Below are 21,111 nucleotides of genomic sequence, written 5' to 3'. Positions count from 1 at the left end.
AATCTCAGGAGCGTCCAGCGTCATCCCACGCCAGTCCGACGCCCTTCCGAGGAGACCGATGAGCCGAATACGGCAGCACGTCCGAGGATCCCGTCGTCTCGCCACCGCCGGTGTCGCCGTCACCAGTGCGACCCTGCTGGCCGTCACCCTCTCCCCCGCCGCCCAGGCCGCGCCCACGCCCACGCGGGACGCCGCCGTGCGGCACGCCGCGTCGGCGCTCGTGGCGCACGCGTCGAGCCTGGGGCTCGACTCCGCGCAGGCCACGAGCGTGCGGGACGTGATCGTGGACAAGGACGGCACCCAGCACGTCCGCTACGACCGCACCTACCACCGACTCCCCGTGATGGGCGGCGACTTCGTCGTCCACCTCGGCCCCGACGGCGGCTACCGGGGCGCCGACCGGGCCGGCCACGCCCCGATCGCGCTGCCCTCGACCACCCCGCGGGTGTCCGCCCCCCGCGCCGCCGGCCTCGCGGCGGACGCGTTGCGCGCGGCCCGTCACGGGGACCGGCTGCGGCAGGTACAGGCCAAGCCGCAGCTGGTCGTTGACGCGCTGCACGGCACCCCCCGGCTGGCCTGGCGCACCGACGCCGTCGGCCTCGACTCGCTCGGCAACCCGGTCGCGCGCACCGTGCTGACCGACGCCCGCACCGGTGCCCGGATCGACGCCTGGGACAGCATCGAGACCGCCACCGGCGACGGCCGGTCGCTGTACAGCGGCACGGTGCCGCTGGAGACGACCCTGTCCGGATCGTCGTACCAGCTCAAGGACCCGACCCGGGGCAACACCTACACCGGGGACGCCGCGAACAAGACCGACCTGTGCATCTTCGGCATCTGCATCGGCCGGGCGCCCTCGACCGTGTTCACGGACGCCGACAACCACTGGGGCACGGGCACCACCGCCGACCGCTCCTCGGCCGCGGTCGACGCCCAGTACGGCACCGACGAGACCTGGGACTACTACAAGAACGTCCACGGCCGCAACGGCATCGCCGGCGACGGCAAGGGCTCGTACAACCGCGTCCACTACGGCAACAACTACAACAACGCCTTCTGGGACGACAGTTGCTTCTGCATGACGTACGGCGACGGTGACGGGACCACCTTCGGGCCGCTCGTCGCGCTGGACGTCGCCGGGCACGAGATGTCGCACGGCGTCACCTCCAAGACGGCCGGCCTGGCCTACTCGGGCGAGTCCGGCGGCCTGAACGAGGCCACCTCCGACATCCTCGGCACGATGGTCGAGTGGTATGCGAACAACCCCTCGGACCCCGGCGACTACCTCATCGGCGAGGAGATCGTCCGCCCCGGCTTCGGGGGGACCGCCCTGCGCTACATGGACCGGCCGTCCAGGGACGGCAACTCGGCGGACTACTGGAGCAGTTCGGTCGGCGGCCTGGACGTCCACTACTCCTCCGGCGTCGCGAACCACTTCGCCTACCTCCTCGCCGAGGGCAGCGGCGCCAGGACCGTCAACGGCGTCAGCTACGACTCGCCCACGTACAACGGCGCCACGGTCACCGGCATCGGCCACGACAAGGTGGGCCGGATCTGGTACCGGGCGCTGACGGTCTACATGACCTCCTCCACCAACTACGCGGGCGCCCGGACGGCCACCCTCAACGCGGCCAAGGACCTCTACGGCGCGGGCAGCACGGAGTACAACGCGGTGGCGGCGGCATGGAGCGCGGTCAACGTGAACTGAACCGGTCACGGCCCGGGACCGGGGGCGCGCTCGCCCGCTCCCCCGGGCCCGGGTGACGCCCCGTCACCCGTTCAACGGCCCCCGTCGCTCCATTCGTGTGCTCTTCGTACTTTCTTCTCGCGCTCCCCGGCATCCCACCCCTGACCTGCCCGGATTCCCCCACGGCTCAGCCGTATGGCCGCCGGGCCCGCCACCCGTTCACCGCAGTCGGGACGATCTCCCGGCAAGCGGATCGCGCCGCGAGCCCTTTACCTCGGAAGGGCAGGGGACACACCAGTCGGACAAGCTCTGGGGAGCACCATGCGAGGCACCGCCCGTCTGCTGACCGGTACCGCGCTCGCCGTGGCCACGGCGGCGCTCGCCGCCGCGCCCGCGTACGGCGGCGCCGCGGCCGCGCGGCCCTTCCGCGCCCCCAGCGGCAGCCTGGAGGTGTACCCCTCCACCGCGGTGCCCGGCGGCCAGGTCACGGTGAACACCGCCGCGTGCGGGGACAGGTCCGGCGCGACCGGGGACGCGGGCGCGGTCGGCGCCGGCGTCTTCACCCTGGCGCCCACCACGCACCAGGGCGAGGCGATCGGCCAGTTCCAGGTGCCGCCGAGCGCGCAGCCGGGGACGTACGAGATCGTCGCGAAGTGCGCGGAGGGCAGCAGACAGGTGACGGGCGACCTGGTGGTGGCCCTCGGCGCGGCACACGAGCAGGTGCAGCCGCGCGGAAGCGTGAAGACGGGGGTCGGCGGCGCGCTCGGTCCCGACCCCGTGCAGACCGCGGCGGGCGTGGCGGCGCTGGCCGTCGCCGCCGCGGGCGGTACCTGGCTCCTGCATCGCCGGGCGAGAGGCGACGGGATCTGACGGACACCCTCCGCTGTCCGTCCGCCGGTACCGCAAGTCCCGCCCCCTCCGGGTCCGATGCCCCTCGCGGCCCGGAGGGGGAGGGGGTCCGGGTCCGCCACCACCGGCAGGACCGCCCCAGGTCCAGTTCGGGGGCCCGCCCCCGGGAGAGGGGTCCGCATGCGCGGCACACGCCGTACGACCGGGAGCCGCGTCCGTGGCGCCCGCGGCACCCGCCGGCGCGGGAGCCGGCTGGGGGACACCGCGATAGCCGCGGTCACCGTCGTGGCCCTCGCCTGCGGGGTCTGGCTGCTGGGCGGCCAGTCGCACACACCGCCGCAGCCGACGGCCGCCGAGGGCCGCCCCGACCCCGGCGAGGAGCGCCTCACCGCGCCCTCCCTGCCGCCGTCCCCGCCGCTGCGCATCCGCATCCCGGCCATCCGCGTGAACGCCCCGCTGACAGGTCTCGCCCTCACCCCCTCCGGCAGCCTGGACGTGCCGCCCGCGCGGGACAAGAACCTGGCGGGCTGGTACGAGGCCGGGACCATGCCCGGCGAGAGAGGCACCGCGATCGTCGCCGGGCACGTGGACAACACGGAGGGCCCGGCCGTCTTCTACGACCTGGGCGCGCTCAGGCGGGGCGCCCGGATCGAGGTGGACCGCCGGGACGGCACGGTGGCCGAGTTCACCGTGGACGCCGTCGAGGTCTACGCCGCGAACAACTTTCCCGACCAGAAGGTCTACGGCGCCGCCCGCCGCCCGGAGTTGCGCGTGATCACCTGCGGCGGCGGCTACTCGAAGACCACCGGCTACCAGGGCAACGTGGTCGTCTTCGCCCATCTGACCGGCAGCCGCTGAGCCGCCCCCGGTCTCAGTCGATCCCCGACCGCTCCACCCCGGCCACGATCCACCGCTGGAAACACAGGAACACCACCAGCAGCGGCAGGACCGAGACGGCGGCCGCGACGAACAGTTCGTGCAGGCGCACGACCTGGGCGGTGGTGAAGGAGGACAGCGCCACCTGCACCGTCCAGGCGTTCTGGTCCTGCCCGATCACCAGCGGCCACAGGAAGGAGTTCCAGGCGCCGAGGAACACGATGGTGCCGACCGCCGCGAACACCGGCCGCGCGTTGGGGACGACCACCAGCCAGTACGTCCGCCAGTGGCCGAGCCCGTCGACCTGGGCCGCGTCCTCCAACTCCCTCGGGAAGCCGAGGAAGTACTGCCGGAAGACGAAGCAGGCGAACGCCGGGAACAGGGTCGGGACGATCAGCCCGCGCAGCGTGGAGACCCAGCCGAGGGACGACACCAGCACGAAGCTCGGTACGAAGGTGACGGCGGCCGGGACCAGGAGGGTGCCGAGGATGCCGTAGAACACCTTGTTCGCGTGCCGGTAGGGGATGCGGGCGAGGCCGTACCCCGCCAGGGAGGCGAGCAGGAGGGTGCCGAGGGTGGTGGCGGCCGCGATCAGGGCGGAGTTGAGCAGCGACCGGGCGAACGGTACGGAGGGGTCCTCGAACAGCTCCCGTACGTTCCCCCACCGCACCTCGCCCGGGAAGAAGGTCCACTCGGGCGAGGTGATGTCCCGCTCGCTGGACAGCCCGTTGCGGACCAGCAGGTAGAAGGGGATGAGGAAGAGCAGCGCGAGCACGACGAGCACCACGGCCCGCAGCGCCCGGCCGGCCCTCACCAGCGCGTCATCCACCGGCCTCGCTCCTTCCCAGGCGCAGCCAGCGCGCCTGCCCCACCGTGACGATCGCGATGACCAGCGCGAGGATCACCGCGCCCGCGCTGCCGAGTCCCAGGTTCTGCCCCTGGCCGAGGGCGGTGTAGTAGAGGTAGACGAGCGGCGGACGGGCGTACGGCGGATAACCCCGCGCGTCCGACAGCAGGTTGTAGAACTCGTCGAAGGCCTGGAATGCGTTGATGACGAGCAACAGCACCACCGCGACCGAGGTGGCGCGCAGTTGGGGCAGGGTGATGTGCCGCAGCACGGTCCAGCCGGGCCGGGCGCCGTCCACGGCGGCGGCCTCGTAGAGCACCGGGTCGATGCGCTGGAGCCCGGCGAGGAAGAGGATCATGTAGAACCCGGCCTGGAGCCACAGCCGTACGGTCACGATGACCAGCCAGTACCAGGGCGGATCGGTGGTCGACAGCCAGGCCACGGGGTCGGCGCCGAACCAGCCGAGGACGGTGTTGGCGAGCCCGAAGCGCACCCCGTTGAAGAGGGACATCTTCCAGATCAGGGCGGCCACGACGTAACTGCACGCGGCCGGCAGGAAGAAGACCGATCGGAAGAACGCGCGGGCCCGCCGCGCCCGGTTGACCATCAGCGCGAGGGCCAGGGAGAGGGCGAAGGTGACGGGCACGATGAAGGCGGTGAAGACGAGGAAGGTCCACAGGCTCCCGGTGAACGCGTCGTCCCGCAGCATCGCCGTGTAGTTGTCCAGGCCGACGAAGTCCGTGGGCGTGACGGTGTTGTGCGCGTCGAAGAAGCTCAGCCCCACGCTCCACAGCAGCGGGACGTACGTGAACAGCGCGAGCCCGGCCGCGAAGGGCCCGACGAAGACCCAGAACCAGAGGGCCCTGCGCCGCCTCACGACGTGTGCCGCACGCGGTCGAGTTCGGCCGACACCTTCCGTACGACGTCCCGCAGTTCGTTCTCCGGACTCGCCCCGTCCTTGATGATCCGGCTCAGCGCGTCCTGGTAGGCGGTCTGGGCGGCCGGGGTCCACAGCAGCGGCTGGGCGTACCCGTACTCGGTGGCGAACCGGACGGCGTCGGCGGCGGCGTCCGACTTCAACGCGCCGGCCTTCTTCGCGAGCGAGATCCGCGCCGGAATATGGAACCCGTACCCGAGCGCGAAGTCCTCCTGGTAATCGGTCCGTTCGACCCAGAGCCACTTCACGTATTCCTTGGCCGCCTCCTTGTGCTTGCTCCGCGCGCTGACGGCGGCGCCGTACGCCCCGACGGGAACGGCCGGCTTCCCCGCGCTCCCGTCCCTCGGGAACGGCAACACCCCGAAATCGTCGCCGAGTTCCTTCTTCACCTGCGGCAACGCCCACAGCCCGGACCACTGCATCGCGGTGAGCCCCTGAAGGAAGGCCGACGGGTCCGACCAGTCGGCGGGGGCGCCGAGGAGCAGCGACTTGTCCGTGTACAACTGCCGTAACTTTCCCAGCGTCCGGGCCGCCGCCGGATCGTCGAACCCGACCTTTCCGTCCTCCGTGACCAGCCGGAGCCCCGCCGCGTACAGGGGCGTCCCCCCGAGAACCCCGGCACCCCCGTCATTCCCGAGAAACAGCCCTTTGACCTTCTTCCCGGTCAACTCCTTCGCGGCATCCACGAGTTCATCAAGCGTCTCGGGCGCCCGCAGCCCCGCGCCCCGCAGCATGCTCTTGCGGTAATAGAGCATCTGCATGTCGATGGTCTGCGGAATTCCGTAGACCTTCCCCTGATACGTCTTCGGCGCCAGCACCGCCGGATTGAAGTCGTCCTCGACCCCGTCGAGCAACGCGGTCAGATCCTCGACCTGCCCGCCCTGGATCTGGTCGAGCGAGGGCCCGTTGACCTCGAAGACGTCCGGCCCGGAATCGGTGAGCAGCGCCGCGGCCGTCTGCTGATCGTAGTTCCCGGGCCGCCACTGCACGTCGACGCGCGCCTTCTCGTACGCGGCGGCATAACGCTCAACGGCCTGCTCGGTCCCGGTCTCCCCGTACTGGTGATACCACTGCGCGAGCCGCACCCCACCCGAACCCCCGCCACCACGCCCGGTGTTGGACCCACAGGCCCCCACCACCCCCACACCGAGCCCGGCCCCCGCGCCCAGCAGTGCCCTACGGCTGATCGTCATGTCCTGCCCCTGACGTCGGTCCTCAACGCACAGCTCAACGATCAACCATGCGCGCCGATTACGAAAGGGGTGTTGCGGCGGTGTGTCACTGCAAGCGGACAGCGCGTGACACGGCGCCTGCCGCGGCCCGGTGCGCCGAGAGGCGGCACCCCCGCACAGGGTGCCGCCTCTCTTTCGTGCACCGGGCGCCGTCGGTCGGGTGAGGGTCGGGGACCGGCGGTGGGCCCGGGGTCAGCGGTGGTCGCTGCCTGTGGACTGGGTGGCCGCGCGGCCGGCTTCGAGGCGGGCGACCGGGATGCGGAACGGGGAGCAGGAGACGTAGTCGAGGCCGGCCTCGTGGAAGAAGTGGACCGACTCGGGGTCGCCGCCGTGCTCGCCGCAGACGCCGAGCTTGAGGTCGGGGCGGGTGCGCCGGCCGGCCTCCGCCGCCGCCTTCACCAGGGAGCCCACGCCGTCCTTGTCGATCGTCTCGAAGGGCGACACCCCGAAGATGCCCTTCTCCAGGTAGGCCGTGAAGAAGGAGGCCTCCACGTCGTCCCGGCTGAAGCCCCAGACCGTCTGCGTGAGGTCGTTGGTGCCGAAGGAGAAGAACTCCGCCGCCTCCGCGATCTGGCCGGCGGTCAGCGCGGCGCGCGGCAGCTCGATCATCGTGCCGATCGCCAGCTTCAGCTCGGTGCCCGTCGCCGCCTGGACCTCCGCGATGACCCTGTCGGCCTCCTCGCGGACGATCTCCAGCTCCTGGACCGTGCCCACGAGCGGGATCATGATCTCGGCGCGCGGGTCGCCCTTCGCCGACTTGCGCTCCGCGGCCGCCTCGGCGATCGCGCGGACCTGCATCGCGAACAGGCCGGGGATGACCAGGCCGAGGCGCACGCCGCGCAGGCCCAGCATCGGGTTCTGCTCGTGCAGCCGGTGCACGGCCTGGAGCAGCCGCAGGTCGTTCTCGTGCGGCTCCTGGCGGGACTCGGCGAGGGCCACGCGGACCGAGAGTTCCGTGATGTCGGGCAGGAACTCGTGCAGCGGCGGGTCGAGGAGGCGGATGGTGACCGGCAGGCCGTCCATCGCCTCGAACAGCTCGACGAAGTCCTTCTTCTGGAGCGGCAGCAGCTCCGTCAGTGCCGCCTCGCGCTCCTCCTCGGTGTCCGCGAGGATCAGCTTCTCGACCATCTCGCGCCGCTCACCGAGGAACATGTGCTCGGTGCGGCACAGGCCGATGCCCTGGGCGCCGAAGCGGCGGGCGCGCAGCGCGTCCTCGGCGTTGTCCGCGTTGGCCCGCACCCGCAGCCGGCGCTTGCGGTCGGCGAAGGCCATCATCCGGTGCACGGCCTCGACCAGCTCGTCGGCGTCGTCCGCGCCCGGGTGCATCCGGCCCTCGAAGTACTCCACGACCGGGGAGGGGACCACCGGGACCTCGCCCAGGTAGACCTTGCCCGTGGAGCCGTCGATGGAGATGACGTCGCCCTCCTCGACCACATGGCCGCCGGGGACCGTCATGCGGCGCCGCTTGGTGTCGACCTCCAGCTCCTCCGCGCCGCAGACACAGGTCTTGCCCATGCCGCGCGCGACCACGGCCGCGTGCGAGGTCTTGCCGCCGCGCGAGGTGAGGATGCCCTCGGCCGCGATCATGCCGTCGAGGTCGTCGGGGTTGGTCTCCCGGCGGACCAGGATGACCTTCTCACCCGAGCGCGACCACTTGACGGCCGTGTACGAGTCGAAGACCGCCTTGCCGACCGCCGCGCCCGGCGACGCCGCGATGCCGCGCCCGACCTGCTCGACCTTCGCCTTCTCGTCGAAGCGCGGGAACATGAGCTGGGCGAGCTGGGCGCCGGTGACGCGCTGAAGCGCCTCGGTCTCGTCGATCAGGCCCTGGTCGACCAGCTGGGTGGCGATGCGGAACGCCGCGCCCGCGGTGCGCTTGCCGACCCGGGTCTGGAGCATCCACAGCTGACCGCGCTCGATCGTGAACTCGATGTCGCAGAGGTCCTTGTAATGGTTCTCCAGCGTCTCCATGATCTGCATGAGCTGGTCGTACGACTTCTTGTCGATCCGCTCCAGCTCCGCCAGCGGGACGGTGTTGCGGATGCCCGCCACCACGTCCTCGCCCTGGGCGTTCTGGAGGTAGTCGCCGTAGACGCCCTGGTGTCCGGAGGCGGGGTCGCGGGTGAAGGCGACGCCGGTGCCGGAGTCCGGGCCGAGGTTGCCGAAGACCATCGAGCACACGTTGACGGCCGTGCCCAGGTCGTGCGGGATGCGCTCCTGGCGGCGGTAGAGCTTGGCGCGGTCGCCGTTCCAGGACTCGAAGACGGCCTTGACGGCGAGGTCCATCTGCTCGCGCGGGTCCTGCGGGAAGTCGCGGCCGGCCTGCTTCTTGACGATTTTCTTGAAGGCGGTGACCAGCTTCTTCAGGTCACCGGCCTCCAGGTCGGTGTCGACCTTGACCTTCTTGGCGGACTTGGCCGCCTCCAGCGCCTCCTCGAAGAGGTCGCCCTCGACGCCGAGGACGGTCTTGCCGAACATCTGGATGAGGCGGCGGTAGGAGTCCCAGGCGAAGCGCTCGTCGCCGGCCTGCTTGGCCAGGCCCTGGACGGACTGGTCCGACAGGCCGATGTTGAGGACCGTGTCCATCATGCCGGGCATGGAGAACTTGGCGCCCGAGCGCACCGACACCAGCAGCGGGTCGTCCGCCTGGCCGAGCTTCTTGCCCATGCGGGTCTCGAGGGCGTCGAGGTGCGCACTCACCTCGTCACGCAGTGCCGCCGGCTCCTCGCCGCTCTCCAGGTAGACCTTGCAGGCCTCCGTGGTGATGGTGAAACCGGGAGGAACCGGAAGGCCCAGGTTGGTCATCTCGGCGAGGTTCGCGCCCTTGCCACCGAGGAGGTCTTTGAGGTCCTTGTTTCCCTCGGTGAAGTCGTAAACGAACTTCGCTACCCGGGGTGCTTTGTTTTCCGACACGGGACTCGACTCCTTGAGGCCACGGTGGCTGCCCTGACGGCCAGGAACATACCCAGATCGAAGGCTCATGGGTACGTCCACTTGCGGGTCATGCGCGTGCGACCACCCGTCCGCCAGTGGATCGAAAGTCAAAGAATGGCAACGCAAGACGCGGCCATGTATTCACTTCCTGAAGGCAAGCGGTCCGGAAGGGTGGATTCCTCCGCTCACATGAGCGACTAATGCTTCGATTGAGTTTGATCGATGAACGATCAAAGGATGGCACCCAGTGCCACCCTTTGAGAAGTGCAGGCTCTTCATTTCCGCTCATATGAGCGGAGCCCTTATCAGGGGTGGCGAGAATCACGCCGTCTCAGAGCCCCGGATTTCACCATCCGGACCGGGGGCGGACCACGAAGCGGACGACGTCACCACTGGAGAAAAAACCATAAAGTCGACATTACGCCGACGTCACACCCCCAGCGCCCGCAACCGCTCCTCCACCCGCTCCGGCGCGTACAGATGCTCCACGACCAGCGCCCCCGCTCCGATGAGCCCCGCCCGCTCCCCCAGCCGGGAGGTGACCACGTCCAGATGGGCCGTGGAGCGCGGCAGCGCCCGCTGGTACAGCAGTTCCCGGACGCCGGTGAGGAAGGGTGTTCCGGCCAGATCTCCCGCGATCATCAGGACGCCCGGGTTGAGCAGCGTGACGACGGTCGCCAGGACGTCCCCGACCCGGCGCCCCGCCTCCCGGGCCAGCGCCGCCGCCTCCGGGTGCCCCGCCGCCAGCAGGTCCCGTACGTCCGAGCCGGAGGCGGCCGGCACCCCGGAGGCCGCCAGCCGCCGGGCCACCGCACCGCCGCTCGCGACGGCGGCGAGACAGCCGTACGAACCGCACCGGCACAGCGCGTCCGCGCCCACCCGGATGTGCCCGATGTCGCCCGCGCCGCCGTCGATCCCCCGGTATATGGAGCCGTCGACCACCACGCCGGCACCGATGCCCGTGGACACCTTGACGAGGACGAAGGCCGCGCAGCCGGGGTGCCCGGCGCGCTGTTCGCCGTACGCCATGAGGTTGGCGTCGTTGTCCACCAGGACCGGGACCGGCGGCGCCCCGGTGTGGTCGGTGAGGGCGCGGGAGAGGCGGGCCGTTATGTCGTACCCGTCCCAGCCGGGCATCATCGGGGGCTGCACCACCCGGCCGGTCGTGCTGTCCACCGGGCCCGGGACCGCGAGCCCGATCCCGCACACCTCGACCGGACGCTGCCCGGCCTTCTCCAGCAACTCGCCGAACCAGCACCCGAGTTCGGCCAGCACCGGCTCCGGGCCCTCCTCGACCACCAGGGTGCCGGAGTGCTCGGCCAGGATCTCGCCGGTCAGGGAGAGCACGGCCGCGCGCGCGTGCCGGGTGTCGAGGTCGGCGGCGAGGACGACGGCGTGGGAGCCGTCGAACTCCAGGGTGATGGACGGGCGTCCGCCGAGCGGCGACTCGACCGGCCCGCCCGCGCCCTCGCGCAGCCAGCCGGCCCGGAACAGCCGGTCCAGGCGCTGGCCGACGGTCGCGCGGGACAGCCCGGTCGCCTGCTGGAGCGCGCCGCGCGTCACCGCCCGTCCACTGCGCACCAGTTGGAGCAGATCCCCGGCGCCTGCCTGACTGCCGCTCCTGGAGTTCATCCCGCTCCTCCCCGGACGTCCGGTCATGCGCACCCCCTTGTGTTTCCCAAGCGTGCATTACATAGTGGGTTATGCGTGTTAAATAGACGTAACTCTATGGTGGCCGACGCCTAACCTCGTCGGCCGGCCGTCCGGACGTCGTCGTCTTGGGGGAGCCCCGAGTGGACCGCACCGCCCAACTCAGCGCCCAGTCACCGCCGTACGCGTCCCGGTCCGCGCTGCGGACGAGGGCCGCGGCGGTGCTCGACGCCAACTGGACGGGCGCCTCGACGGTCCCCTCCCGGAGCCTGTACCCCCACCAGTGGTCCTGGGACTCGGCGTTCGTCGCGATCGGGCTGCGGCACCTCTCGCCACTGCGCGCGCAGACCGAACTGGAGACGCTGCTGGCCGCCCAGTGGGCGGACGGGCGCGTGCCGCACATCGTCTTCAACCCCTCCGTCCCCCTCGACGCCTACTTCCCCGGCCCCGACTTCTGGCGCTCCACCACCGCCGGACACGCGGCGGGCGCCCCGCGCACCGTACAGACGTCCGGCATCGTGCAGCCACCGGTGCACGCGCTGGCGGCCTGGCTGGTGCACCGCGCCGACCCCGGCCTCTCGGACGCCCGGGGCTTCCTGGCCCGGGTGTACCCGAGGCTGGCCGCCTGGCACCGCTATCTGCTGCGGTGCCGGGACCTGGGCGGCGGCGGCCTGGTGTCCGTCGTACATCCCTGGGAGCAGGGGATGGACAACAGCCCCTGCTGGGACGCGCCGCTCGCGCGGATCACCCCGGCCCCGGCCCGCTCCTTCCGCCGCGCCGACCTCGACCACGGCGCGCCCGAGGACCGGCCGACGGACCTGGACTACGGGCGGTACGTGCGCCTCGCCGTGGACTACCGGGACGCCCGGTACGCCGACGGGCGGGGGGAGTTCGCGGTGGAGGACCCGTCCTTCAACGCCCTGCTCATCGCCTCCGAACACGCCCTCGCCCGCATCGCCGCCGAACTGGGCGCCAGCGCCACCGCCCGCCACGCACGTGCCGAGCGGCTGACGTCGGCGCTGGTGGAGCGGCTGTGGAGCGCGGAGTCCGGGATGTTCCTGTGCCGGGACGTGCGGGGCGGCGGGCTGGTCCCCGAGCGGGGCGTCACGGGCCTCGTCCCGCTCCTGCTGCCCACGCTCCCCCGCGCGCAGGTCACCGCCCTCGTGCGCACCCTGACCGGCCCGCACTTCGGGCTCGGCGGCGCGACCCGGCTCGTGCCCAGTTACGACCTGCTCGGCGAGGCCTTCGACCCGCACCGGTACTGGCGGGGTCCGGCCTGGTTCAACACCGGCTGGCTGGTGGAGCGGGGGCTGCGGCTGCACGGCGAGCGGGCGCCGGCCGACGCGCTGCGCGCGGCGGTGCTGGAACTGGCGGAGGCGACCGGGTTCGCGGAGTACGTCGACCCGTACACGGGCGAGGCGTGCGGCGCGACCGGCTTCGGCTGGACCGCCGCGCTCGCGCTCGATCTGCACCAAGGGCTGCTCGACGGGCCCGCGTAAGCGATGCCTCACCCGCACCAAGAGCGTCTCAAGCGACCTGCACGAAGAGCTCAAGCGTCCGTCGCGAGGCGTGTCCGAGGCGGGCACCGGCACGTTCGACAGGAGTGACGAGGGAAGGGACCGGGGATGACGGACCGGCATCATCTGCTCGTGCACGGCGCGACGTTCGCCGCCGTGGGCGATCGGGGCGACATCAGCGGGGTCCGGGGCGGCGGCTCCCCGGACGGGTTGTTCGTGCGCGACGCCCGGCATCTGAGCCGCTGGCAGCTCACCGTGGACGGCGCGGTGCCCGAGGTGCTCACGCCGGTCGCGGACGGCGGCACCGCGCGCTGTGTCCTCGTACCGCGCGGCGCCCGCCCGGAGCCGCCGGCGCACACGCTCTTTCGTGAACAGGCCGTCGGGGACAGCTCGTTCGTGGAGACGGTCCGGGTGACGAGCAACCGGCCGGTGCCGACGACCATCCGGCTGGCGATCACCGCGGACGCGGACTTCGCCGACCAGTTCGAGCTGCGCCCCGACCACCGCACGTACGTCAAGGCGGGCGCGCTGCGCTCGCGGATCGTGCTGGACGACGGGATCGAGTTCACCTACCGGCGCGCGGAATGGCGTTCGTGCACGACGATCACGGCCGATCCGGCGCCGGACGCGGTGGAGGAGACGGGTACGGGCGCCCGCCGCCTGGTGTGGACGCTTCAGCTGCCGCCGGGCGCCACCCGGGAACTGGTCCTGCGGGTGATGGCGCGCCCGCACGGCGACCGGCGCGCGCTCCGGGTGCCCCGGGACCCGGCCGCCCAGGCGACCCAACTCGCCGCCATGGAGGCCGAGTTCACGGAGGACGTGGCGCTGCCGGCCGGCTGGCCGGAGCTGGCGGCGGCCTGTGCGCGGGGGCTCACGGACCTGGCGGCGCTGCAGATCCCGGCCACCGGGCCGGACGGCGAGGAGCTGCGGGTGCCGGCCGGCGGGGCGCCCTGGTATCTCACGCCGCTCGCCCGGGACGCCCTGCTCACCTCCCTGTTCGTGCTCCCCTACCGGCCCCGCCCGGCCGTCGCGACACTCCTCGCGCTGGCCGCGACCCAGGCGACCGGGGCCGACGGCGTCCGGGGCGCCGAGCCGGGCAAGATCGTGCACGAGGTACGGCACGGGGAGCTGGCGCACTTCGGGCAGGTGCCGTACGCGCGGTACTACGGCTCGGTCGACGCGACCCCGCTGTTCCTCGTCCTGCTCGGCGCGTACACCGAGCGGACCGGGGACCCGGCGCCGGCCCGCCGGCTGGAGGCGCACGCGCGGGCCGCGGTGGGCTGGATGCTGGACCACGGCGGGCTGACCTCGCGCGGCTACCTCGTCTACCGCGCCGACGAGGGCGGCCTCGCGAACCAGAACTGGAAGGACTCCCCCGGCGCGATCTGCGGCGCCGACGGCACGCGGCCGAGCGGGGCGGTGATGGCGGCGGGCGCGCAGGGCTATGCGTACGACGCGCTGCGGCGGACGGCGTGGGTGGCGCGGACGGTGTGGGCCGACGAGACGTACGCGGCGCTGCTCGAACAGAGCGCGGCGGACCTGCGCGACCGCTTCCAGCGGGACTTCTGGATGCCGGACGCGTCCTTCCCGGCGCTGGCCCTGGACGGGGAGGGCCGGCGGATCGACGCGCTGGCCTCCGACGCGGGGCATCTGCTGTGGACGGGGCTGCTGGACAAGGAATACGGCGAGGTGGTGGGCCGCCGCCTGCTGGAGCCGGACTTCTTCTCCGGCTGGGGCGTCCGCACGCTGGCCGCCGGCCAGCCCGCCTACCACCCGCTCTCCCCGCACCGCGGTTCCGTCTGGCCGCACGACAACGCCCTGATCGCCCTGGGCCTGGCCCGCTACGGTCTGCACGACGAGGCCCGCGCTGTGGCTCACGCCCTGGTCGACGCCTCCCTGTCCACCGCCCACCGCCTCCCCGAGGTCCTGGCGGGCTACCCCCGCGCCACCCATCCGGAACCGGTCCCCTACCCCCACGCGTGCGCCCTCGAATCCCGCTCGGCGGCGGCGCCGCTGGCCTTGCTGACGGCGGTCGGGGGAGCGTGAGGCGCGGGGCCGGGTACCGGGGCGCGGGGCGGAGCCCTCCGGGGTCAGCCGCCCGAGGTGTCCAGCTCGGCGTCCGCGCTCACGCCGGCGCGGTCGTACGGGTCCTTCAGCCAGCCGTCCGGCAGGACGACCCGGTTGTTGCCGGAGGTGCGGCCACGCGGGCCGTCCGCGCCGGCGGGCCACGGCTGGTCGAGGTCCAGCTCGTCGAGGCCGGCGCGCAGCTCCGCCAGGGACGAGGTGATCGCGAGGCGCCCCCGCATCTCGGAGCCCACCGCGAAGCCCTTCAGGTACCACGCGACGTGCTTGCGGAAGTCGATCACGCCCTTGGCCTCGTCGCCGAGCCACTCCCCGAGCAGCCGGGCGTGCCGGACCATCACGTCGGCGACCTCCCGCAGCACGGGCCGCCGGTAGTCGGACCGGCCCTCGAACGCGGCCACGAGGTCGGCGAAGAGCCAGGGCCGGCCCAGGCAGCCACGCCCCACGACCACCCCGTCGCACCCGGTCTCCCGCACCATCCGCAGCGCGTCCTGCGCCGACCAGATGTCCCCGTTGCCGAGCACGGGGATCTCCGGCACATGTTCCTTCAGCCGTGCGATGGCGGACCAGTCGGCGGTGCCGCCGTAGTGCTGCGCCGCCGTACGACCGTGCAGCGCGATCGCCGTCACCCCTTCCTCGACGGCGATCCGCCCGGCGTCGAGGTAGGTCATGTGGTCGTCGTCGATGCCCTTGCGCATCTTCATCGTCACGGGCAGGTCGCCCGCCCCGGACACCGCCTCGCGCAGGATCGCCCGCAGCAGGTTCCGCTTGTACGGCAGCGCCGACCCGCCGCCCTTGCGGGTCACCTTGGGGACGGGGCAGCCGAAGTTCAGGTCGATGTGGTCGGCGAGGTCCTCCTCCGCGATCATGCGGACGGCCTTGCCGACGGTCGCGGGGTCGACGCCGTAGAGCTGGATCGAACGCGGCGTCTCGCTCGCGTCGAACCTGATCAGCTGCATGGTCTTCTCGTTGCGCTCGACCAGCGCCCGGGTCGTGATCATCTCGCTGACGTACAGCCCCTTGCCCCCGCTGAACTCCCGGCACAGCGTGCGGAAGGGCGCGTTGGTGATCCCCGCCATGGGTGCGAGCACGACGGGCGGTGTCACGGCGTGCGGGCCGATGGAAAGCGGGTGGGACATCAGACGGCTCCGGGGCGGATCTGTGACGGACGAACAGCGCGGGACAGGGACCCATTGTCCCCCACCGCCCGGCGTGCCGGACGACCCCGCCTCCCCCGGCGGCCGCGAACCCGTGTAGAAGTCATTAGTTAGACGCACTATCGACATCGGCGTACGATGACGCCCATGCCAGAGTTGAGTCCCCGCAGGCGCATGCTCGTGCTTGCGATCTGCTGCATGAGCCTGCTGATCGTGAGCCTCGACAACACCGTGCTGAACGTGGCGCTGCCGTCGATGCAGCGTGAACTGCACGCCACCACGTCCGGTCTCCAGTGGACCATCGACGCCTACACACTCGTCCTGGCCTCGCTGCTGATGCTGTCGGGTTCCACCGCCGACCGGATCGGCCGCAAGCGGGTCTTCATGATCGGCCTCGTGGTGTTCACCGTCGGCTCGGTGCTGTGCTCGCTGGCCTCCAGCCTCTCCCTGCTCGTCGTCTTCCGCATGGTCCAGGCGATCGGCGGCTCGATGCTCAACCCGGTCGCCATGTCGATCATCACCAACACCTTCACCGACGCCCGCGAACGCGCCCGTGCCATCGGCGTCTGGGGTGCGGTGGTCGGCATATCCATGGCGCTGGGCCCGCTGGTCGGCGGCCTGCTGGTGCAGTCGGTGAGCTGGCGCGCGATCTTCTGGGTCAACCTCCCCATCGGCCTCGCGGCCCTGCTGCTCACCCTGCGCTTCGTCCCGGAGTCCCGCGCCCCCAAGGGCCGCCGCCCCGACCCGGTGGGTCAGGTGCTGGTGATCGCCCTGTTCGGCGCGCTGACGTACGGGATCATCCAGGCGCCGGACTCGGGGCTCGCCTCGGTGACGCCGTACTTCGTGATCGCCGCCGCCGCCCTGGGGGCCCTGCTCTGGTACGAGCCCCGGCGTGACGAACCCCTCATCGACCTGCGCTTCTTCCGCTCCGCGCCGTTCAGCGGGGCGACCGTGATCGCGATCAGCGCCTTCGCCGCGCTCGGCGGCTTCCTCTTCATGTCGACGCTGTACCTCCAGAACGTGCGCGGCCTCGACGCCCTGCACGCGGGCCTGTGGATGCTGCCCATGGCCGCGCCGACCTTCCTGTGCGCCCCCCTGTCCGGCCGGCTGGTCGGCACCCGCGGTCCCCGGGTGCCGCTCCTGATCGCCGGTACGGCCATGACGGTCAGCGGCGTCCTGTTCGCCGTCTTCGAGGCCGAGACCTCGAACGTCACCCTGTTCATCGGCTACGTCCTGTTCGGTATCGGCTTCGGCTTCGTCAACGCGCCGATCACCAACACGGCGGTCTCGGGCATGCCCCGCTCCCAGGCCGGGGTCGCCGCCGCCGTCGCCTCCACCAGCCGGCAACTGGGCCAGACCCTCGGCGTCGCGGTGATCGGCGCGGTCCTCGCCTCCGGCATCGGCTCGTCGTCGTACCGCGGCGCCTTCGTCTCCGCCGCCCGGCCGGGCTGGTGGATCCTCACCCTGTGCGGTCTCGCGGTGCTCACCCTGGGCCTGCTCACCAGCGGCCACTGGGCCCGGCGGACGGCCGAGCGCACGGCACAGCGGCTGGAGACCACGGAGATCCGCCAGGTGGTGGGCGCCTCCCACCGCGGCTGACACCGCACACGGACGCGGTCAACTCCCCTGGGCCAGCAGGTGGAGCCGCGCCAGGCGCTCCCGGGTCTCCTCGTTCTTCGGCGTGTACGTCACCATCCGGCCGCCCAGTTCGGGGGCCAGCCACAGATCGGTGTGCTCCAGCGTCAGGTGCCCCACATGGGGGTTGAGGAACTCCTTGGTCTTGGAGCGGTGGCCGACCACCTCGTAACGCTCCCAGTTCTCCCGGAACTCCGGCGACTCCTGCAACCGCTTGAGGAGCACCTTCCAGGCCGGCTCGCCGAGATGACCGGCCAGTGCCGCGCGCAGCCGGGCGGCCATCAGCCGCTGGCTCTCCTCCAGGTGCACGATCGCGGCCCGCCAGTCGGGGTTCGTGTAGGCGAGCAGGATGCAGTTGCGGTCCTCGGGCGGGATCGTGTCCAGGTCGGTGCCCATGAGGAGGGCGTAGGTGCGGTTGTAGGCGACGATGTCGTACCGGCTGTTCTGCACGGAGGCGGGGATCGGCCCGAGCCGGTCCAGCATCTCGCGCAGCGCGGGCGTGACACTCGGGCAACGGGCCCCCGGCGCCGGGTCGTTGGCGCCGGCCAGCTGGAACAGATGGGCGCGCTCGCTGGGGTCGAGCCGCAGGGTGCGCGCGAGGGCGTCGAGGACCTGGACCGAGACCTGGATCGCACGGGCCTGTTCGAGCCAGGTGTACCAGGTGACGCCGACCGCGGACAGGTGCGCCACCTCCTCGCGGCGCAGGCCCGGCGTACGGCGGCGCCGGCCGCGCGGCAGGCCGACCTGCTCGGGCCTGATGCGCTCGCGCCGGCTGCGCAGGAAGGCGGCCAGCTCGTGCCGCCGGATCTCGGCGCCGCCCGCGGCGCTCCCCTGTTCCGGTGCGATGGTGGTCATGGTGGCCATGCTCCCAGGGTGCCGTTCCGGTCAGCCTGTTTCCAGGTACTCCTGGTACCAGGATGAGGACACTCTGGTACCCGTCTGGACCGCGGCGCAGGCTCGGGGGCATGAGTGAGACCGTCACCGTCCACGCCGTCCGCCCGGCGGCCGCACCGCCCGCGCTCGGCGGTCCCGGGTTGTTCACCGTCCTGCTGGCCGCGGCGCTGCCGCTGGTCGACTTCTTCATCGTCAATGTCGCCCTGCCGACCATGGGCACCGACCTGCGCGCGAGCGAGGCCGTGCTGGAGCTGGTGGTCGCGGGGTACGGCGTCGCCTACGCCGTGCTGCTCGTGCTCGGCGGGCGGCTCGGGGACCTCTTCGGACGCCGCAGGCTGTTCCTCGGCGGCATGGCCGCCTTCGGGCTGACCTCGCTGGCCTGCGGGCTCGCGCCCGGCGCGTGGAGCCTGGTGGCCGCGCGGGTGGCGCAGGGCGCCGCGGCCGCCGCGATGCTGCCGCAGGTGCTGGCCACCATCCAGTCCGCCACCCAGGGCGCGCGCCGCGCGAAGGCGATGAGCCTGTACGGCGCCACGGCCGGCCTGTCCATGGTGGCCGGGCAGATACTCGGCGGGGTCCTGGTCGCCGCCGACATCGCCGGGAGCGGATGGCGGGCGGTGTTCCTGGTCAACGTGCCCGTGGTCGTGCTGGGCCTGGTCCTCGCCGTCCGGCTCGTGCCCGAGACCCGCTCCCAGCACCCGGAACCCGTCGACGGTCCGGGCACCGCGCTGCTCGCGGTGTCCCTGCTGACGCTGCTCGCCCCGCTCACCGAGGGCCGGGCGGCGGGCTGGCCGCTGTGGACGTGGCTGTCGCTGGCCGCGTTCCCGTTCGCGGCGGCCGGTTTCTGGCTGGTGGAGCGGCGGGCGGACCGGGCGGGGCGCACCCCCCTGGTGCCGCCGAGCCTGCTCGGGCTCGCCTCGCTGCGGCGCGGGCTGGTGCTGATCGTGCCGTTCACGGTGGGCTTCAGCGGGTTCATGTTCGTGATCGCGCTGGCGCTCCAGCAGGGCGCCCACCTGGGCCCGGTGCCGGCCGGGCTCGCGCTCGCGCCGATGGCCGTGGTGTTCCTCTGCGTCTCGCTCGCGGGGCCGCGGCTGATCACGCGGTACGGCACGCGGGTGGTGCCGGCCGGGTCCGTCGTGCAGGGCGTCGGGGTGCTGCTGATCGCGGCTGCCGTCTGGCGGGACTGGCCGCACCTGAGCCTCGTCACGCTGCTGCCGGGGATGGCGGTGGCCGGTGCCGGGCAGGCGCTCCAACTCCCCAACGTGATGCGGCTGGTGCTGTCCGAGGTGCCGGCGGCCCGGGCCGGCGTGGGCGGTGGCGTGCTGGTCACCACGCAGCAGTCGGGACTGGCGCTCGGGGTGGCGACGCTCGGGACGCTGTACCTCGCGCTCGTGCCGCACACGGGGACGCGGGAGGCGCTGATCGTCACGCTGCTCGCGCAGGTGGCGGGGATCGTCCTGACGGGGGTGCTCGGGCTGCGGCTGCCGCGGCGGGTCGGCTGAGCCCTGGTGTCGGCGGGGGCTGGCACCGGGGCCGGGCGCCGGGGTCTGGCGCCGGGGTCCGCGAAGGGCCCCGGAAACTGCCGGGAAGCGCCTCTGACCTGCGCTTTCATAGATCCTTTTCCTGGTCACTCAGCGCTTCGAGTGGCCGACGGAGCGAAGTCGGGTCAGCCTGGGAGACGTCCGATCGAGCGAACGATCGAGCAAGGAGACAACCATGAACTCCGTACTCCGCCACCACCGCTACGGCCGCGCTCTGGGCGCCGGCGCCCTGTCCGTCGCGCTGCTCTCCGGCGGTACGGCCGGAGCCTTCGCGGCGACCAGCACCCCCCACCCCGACGCGGCCGCGACCCGCACGGCCATGCCGACCAAGAAGCCGATGCCGACGCGCACGGCGCCCATGAAACCGATGCCGACGCGCACCGCGATGGGTTCCATCACGGTCTCGGCCACCCACAAGACCGTCCGGCACGGCGAGACCGTGGCCTTCGCCGGCCGCGTCAAGGGCGTGAATGCCGGCACCACGCTGGTGCTCCAGCACCGGACGAACGGCAAGTGGACCGCGCTGCGGACCACGACCACCGTCAACCGCAACGGCAGCTTCACCATCCGCCGGGCCTTCACCGCCAAGGGCGACCAGACGGTGCGCGTGGTGACCAAGGACGGCAAGGTCATGTCGTCGCCGGTCAGCGTGAAGGTCAGCTGACCTCGGCAGACGTCAGCGAAGACCCCGCAACAGCAGGTCCACGACGGCCGTGAACTCCTCGCCGACGCCGGGCCGGGTCCACTCCCTGGCATGACAGGGGTCGTGGAAACGGCCGGTGGCCTGGAAGACGGCTCGGGCCGCGGCGGCCGGGTCGGGCACCGAGAAGGCGCCCGACCCGGCCCCTTCTTCGATGACGCGGGTCAACTGCGCGGTCAGTTCGGCTATGTGCTCGCCGACGGCCGCGCCGTTCTCGTCCGCCAGCACCGTGTAGGTGGCGAACAGCTCCGGATCGTCGCCCGCCTTGTGCCGCTTGGCCTCGAACAGCGCGGCGAGCCAGTCCCGCAGCCGGGTCCCGGGGTCCGGGTCGCCCGCGGCGGCGATCCCGGCGAGCCGCTCGGAGGTCCGGTCCAGCCAGCGTTTGGTGACCGCCTCGCGCAGCGCGGCCTTGGTACGGAAGTGCCGGTAGACACTGCCGTGGCTGACACCGAGCGCGCGGGCCACGTCCACCACGGTGGCCTTGGCCGGGCCGTGCCGCCGCAGCACCTCCTCGGTCGCTTCGAGGATGCGCTCGGCGGTCAGGGTCTCGCTGGTCGGTGCCATGCCTAGACCGTA

General features: G+C 72.2%; 16 protein-coding genes. 8 read left to right on the top strand and 8 right to left on the bottom strand.

Annotated elements, in window-relative coordinates; all coding sequences use genetic code 11:
* Positions 1-58 precede the first annotated feature (58 nt).
* From AB0927_RS25715 to AB0927_RS25705, 3 genes are all read left to right on the top strand, one after another.
* The gene (locus tag AB0927_RS25715; protein WP_366670065.1) at positions 59-1,708 is read left to right on the top strand and encodes a M4 family metallopeptidase; all 1,650 of its coding nucleotides are present in this window, start codon (positions 59-61) and stop codon (positions 1,706-1,708) included.
* 300 nt (positions 1,709-2,008) lie between these two features.
* A complete protein-coding gene (locus AB0927_RS25710) occupies positions 2,009-2,557 on the top strand; it encodes a hypothetical protein (RefSeq protein ID WP_366670064.1) in 549 nt (182 codons plus the stop codon).
* Positions 2,558-2,716: 159 nt separating this feature from the next.
* The gene (locus AB0927_RS25705; protein WP_366670063.1) at positions 2,717-3,394 is read left to right on the top strand and encodes a class F sortase; all 678 of its coding nucleotides are present in this window, start codon (positions 2,717-2,719) and stop codon (positions 3,392-3,394) included.
* 13 nt (positions 3,395-3,407) lie between these two features.
* Here the strand turns inward: AB0927_RS25705 and AB0927_RS25700 are convergent, their stop codons facing one another.
* The 5 genes from AB0927_RS25700 to AB0927_RS25680 form a co-directional block, all read right to left on the bottom strand.
* Positions 3,408-4,241: a carbohydrate ABC transporter permease gene (locus AB0927_RS25700; protein WP_366670062.1), complete on the bottom strand. Its 834-nt coding sequence runs from the start codon at positions 4,239-4,241 to the stop codon at positions 3,408-3,410.
* Positions 4,234-5,136 (bottom strand): sugar ABC transporter permease, encoded by a 903-nt coding sequence (locus AB0927_RS25695; protein ID WP_366670061.1) that lies wholly within the window; start codon positions 5,134-5,136, stop codon positions 4,234-4,236. The genes AB0927_RS25700 and AB0927_RS25695 overlap by 8 nt, the downstream gene beginning before the upstream one ends.
* On the bottom strand, positions 5,133-6,389 hold the full coding sequence (locus AB0927_RS25690) for a sugar ABC transporter substrate-binding protein (protein ID WP_366670060.1): 1,257 nt from the start codon (positions 6,387-6,389) through the stop codon (positions 5,133-5,135). Before AB0927_RS25690 ends, AB0927_RS25695 begins: the two co-directional genes overlap by 4 nt.
* 231 nt (positions 6,390-6,620) lie before the next feature.
* On the bottom strand, positions 6,621-9,341 hold the full coding sequence (ppdK, locus tag AB0927_RS25685; RefSeq protein WP_366670059.1) for a pyruvate, phosphate dikinase: 2,721 nt from the start codon (positions 9,339-9,341) through the stop codon (positions 6,621-6,623).
* Between the two features lie 450 nt (positions 9,342-9,791).
* Complete coding sequence (locus AB0927_RS25680) at positions 9,792-11,021, bottom strand: ROK family protein (protein WP_366670058.1); 1,230 nt, start codon at positions 11,019-11,021, stop codon at positions 9,792-9,794.
* Positions 11,022-11,212: 191 nt separating this feature from the next.
* Between AB0927_RS25680 and AB0927_RS25675 the strand changes: the two genes are divergently transcribed.
* Together AB0927_RS25675 and AB0927_RS25670 are read left to right on the top strand one after the other, a co-directional pair.
* On the top strand, positions 11,213-12,511 hold the full coding sequence (locus AB0927_RS25675) for a hypothetical protein (protein ID WP_366670082.1): 1,299 nt from the start codon (positions 11,213-11,215) through the stop codon (positions 12,509-12,511).
* Positions 12,512-12,637: 126 nt separating this feature from the next.
* The gene (locus AB0927_RS25670; RefSeq protein WP_366670057.1) at positions 12,638-14,575 is read left to right on the top strand and encodes a glycogen debranching N-terminal domain-containing protein; all 1,938 of its coding nucleotides are present in this window, start codon (positions 12,638-12,640) and stop codon (positions 14,573-14,575) included.
* A gap of 44 nt (positions 14,576-14,619) precedes the next feature.
* Here AB0927_RS25670 and dusB read toward each other — a convergent pair whose 3' ends face one another.
* Positions 14,620-15,750 (bottom strand): tRNA dihydrouridine synthase DusB, encoded by a 1,131-nt coding sequence (dusB, locus tag AB0927_RS25665; RefSeq protein ID WP_366670056.1) that lies wholly within the window; start codon positions 15,748-15,750, stop codon positions 14,620-14,622.
* Between the two features lie 165 nt (positions 15,751-15,915).
* Here dusB and AB0927_RS25660 point away from each other — a divergent pair, with 165 nt between their 5' ends.
* Positions 15,916-17,367 carry an MFS transporter gene (locus tag AB0927_RS25660; protein ID WP_366670055.1) on the top strand — a complete coding sequence of 484 codons (1,452 nt, stop codon included), beginning with the start codon at positions 15,916-15,918 and terminating at the stop codon, positions 17,365-17,367.
* Positions 17,368-17,385: 18 nt separating this feature from the next.
* On the opposite strand, the gene AB0927_RS25655 is transcribed toward AB0927_RS25660, so the two are convergent.
* A complete protein-coding gene (locus AB0927_RS25655) occupies positions 17,386-18,258 on the bottom strand; it encodes a helix-turn-helix transcriptional regulator (protein WP_366670081.1) in 873 nt (290 codons plus the stop codon).
* A gap of 110 nt (positions 18,259-18,368) precedes the next feature.
* Between AB0927_RS25655 and AB0927_RS25650 the strand changes: the two genes are divergently transcribed.
* Positions 18,369-19,796, top strand: a complete 1,428-nt coding sequence (locus AB0927_RS25650) for an MFS transporter (protein WP_366670054.1) — start codon at positions 18,369-18,371, stop codon at positions 19,794-19,796.
* Positions 19,797-20,010: 214 nt separating this feature from the next.
* On the top strand, positions 20,011-20,499 hold the full coding sequence (locus AB0927_RS25645) for a hypothetical protein (RefSeq protein ID WP_366670053.1): 489 nt from the start codon (positions 20,011-20,013) through the stop codon (positions 20,497-20,499).
* Positions 20,500-20,511: 12 nt separating this feature from the next.
* Here AB0927_RS25645 and AB0927_RS25640 read toward each other — a convergent pair whose 3' ends face one another.
* Positions 20,512-21,099: a TetR family transcriptional regulator gene (locus tag AB0927_RS25640; RefSeq protein ID WP_366670052.1), complete on the bottom strand. Its 588-nt coding sequence runs from the start codon at positions 21,097-21,099 to the stop codon at positions 20,512-20,514.
* Positions 21,100-21,111: the final 12 nt, after the last annotated feature.

It is taken from the genome of Streptomyces sp. NPDC048106 (genome assembly GCF_040706415.1).
Taxonomy (GTDB): Bacteria; Actinomycetota; Actinomycetes; order Streptomycetales; family Streptomycetaceae; genus Streptomyces.
Note: the sequence above shows the minus strand (reverse complement) of the source record. Positions and strands in the feature narration are given on the sequence as shown.

Excerpts from the sequence above, each read along its gene's own strand:
- AB0927_RS25705 (WP_366670063.1), top strand. The coding sequence starts at position 2,717 with ATGCGCGGCACACGCCGTACGACCGGGAGCCGCGTCCGTGGCGCCCGC.
- dusB (WP_366670056.1), bottom strand. The coding sequence starts at position 15,750 with ATGTCCCACCCGCTTTCCATCGGCCCGCACGCCGTGACACCGCCCGTC.
- AB0927_RS25690 (WP_366670060.1), bottom strand. The coding sequence starts at position 6,389 with ATGACGATCAGCCGTAGGGCACTGCTGGGCGCGGGGGCCGGGCTCGGT.
- AB0927_RS25640 (WP_366670052.1), bottom strand. The coding sequence starts at position 21,099 with ATGGCACCGACCAGCGAGACCCTGACCGCCGAGCGCATCCTCGAAGCG.
- AB0927_RS25645 (WP_366670053.1), top strand. The coding sequence starts at position 20,011 with ATGAACTCCGTACTCCGCCACCACCGCTACGGCCGCGCTCTGGGCGCC.
- AB0927_RS25655 (WP_366670081.1), bottom strand. The coding sequence starts at position 18,258 with ATGACCACCATCGCACCGGAACAGGGGAGCGCCGCGGGCGGCGCCGAG.
- AB0927_RS25670 (WP_366670057.1), top strand. The coding sequence starts at position 12,638 with ATGACGGACCGGCATCATCTGCTCGTGCACGGCGCGACGTTCGCCGCC.
- AB0927_RS25660 (WP_366670055.1), top strand. The coding sequence starts at position 15,916 with ATGCCAGAGTTGAGTCCCCGCAGGCGCATGCTCGTGCTTGCGATCTGC.
- AB0927_RS25710 (WP_366670064.1), top strand. The coding sequence starts at position 2,009 with ATGCGAGGCACCGCCCGTCTGCTGACCGGTACCGCGCTCGCCGTGGCC.
- AB0927_RS25715 (WP_366670065.1), top strand. The coding sequence starts at position 59 with ATGAGCCGAATACGGCAGCACGTCCGAGGATCCCGTCGTCTCGCCACC.
- AB0927_RS25650 (WP_366670054.1), top strand. The coding sequence starts at position 18,369 with ATGAGTGAGACCGTCACCGTCCACGCCGTCCGCCCGGCGGCCGCACCG.
- AB0927_RS25680 (WP_366670058.1), bottom strand. The coding sequence starts at position 11,021 with ATGACCGGACGTCCGGGGAGGAGCGGGATGAACTCCAGGAGCGGCAGT.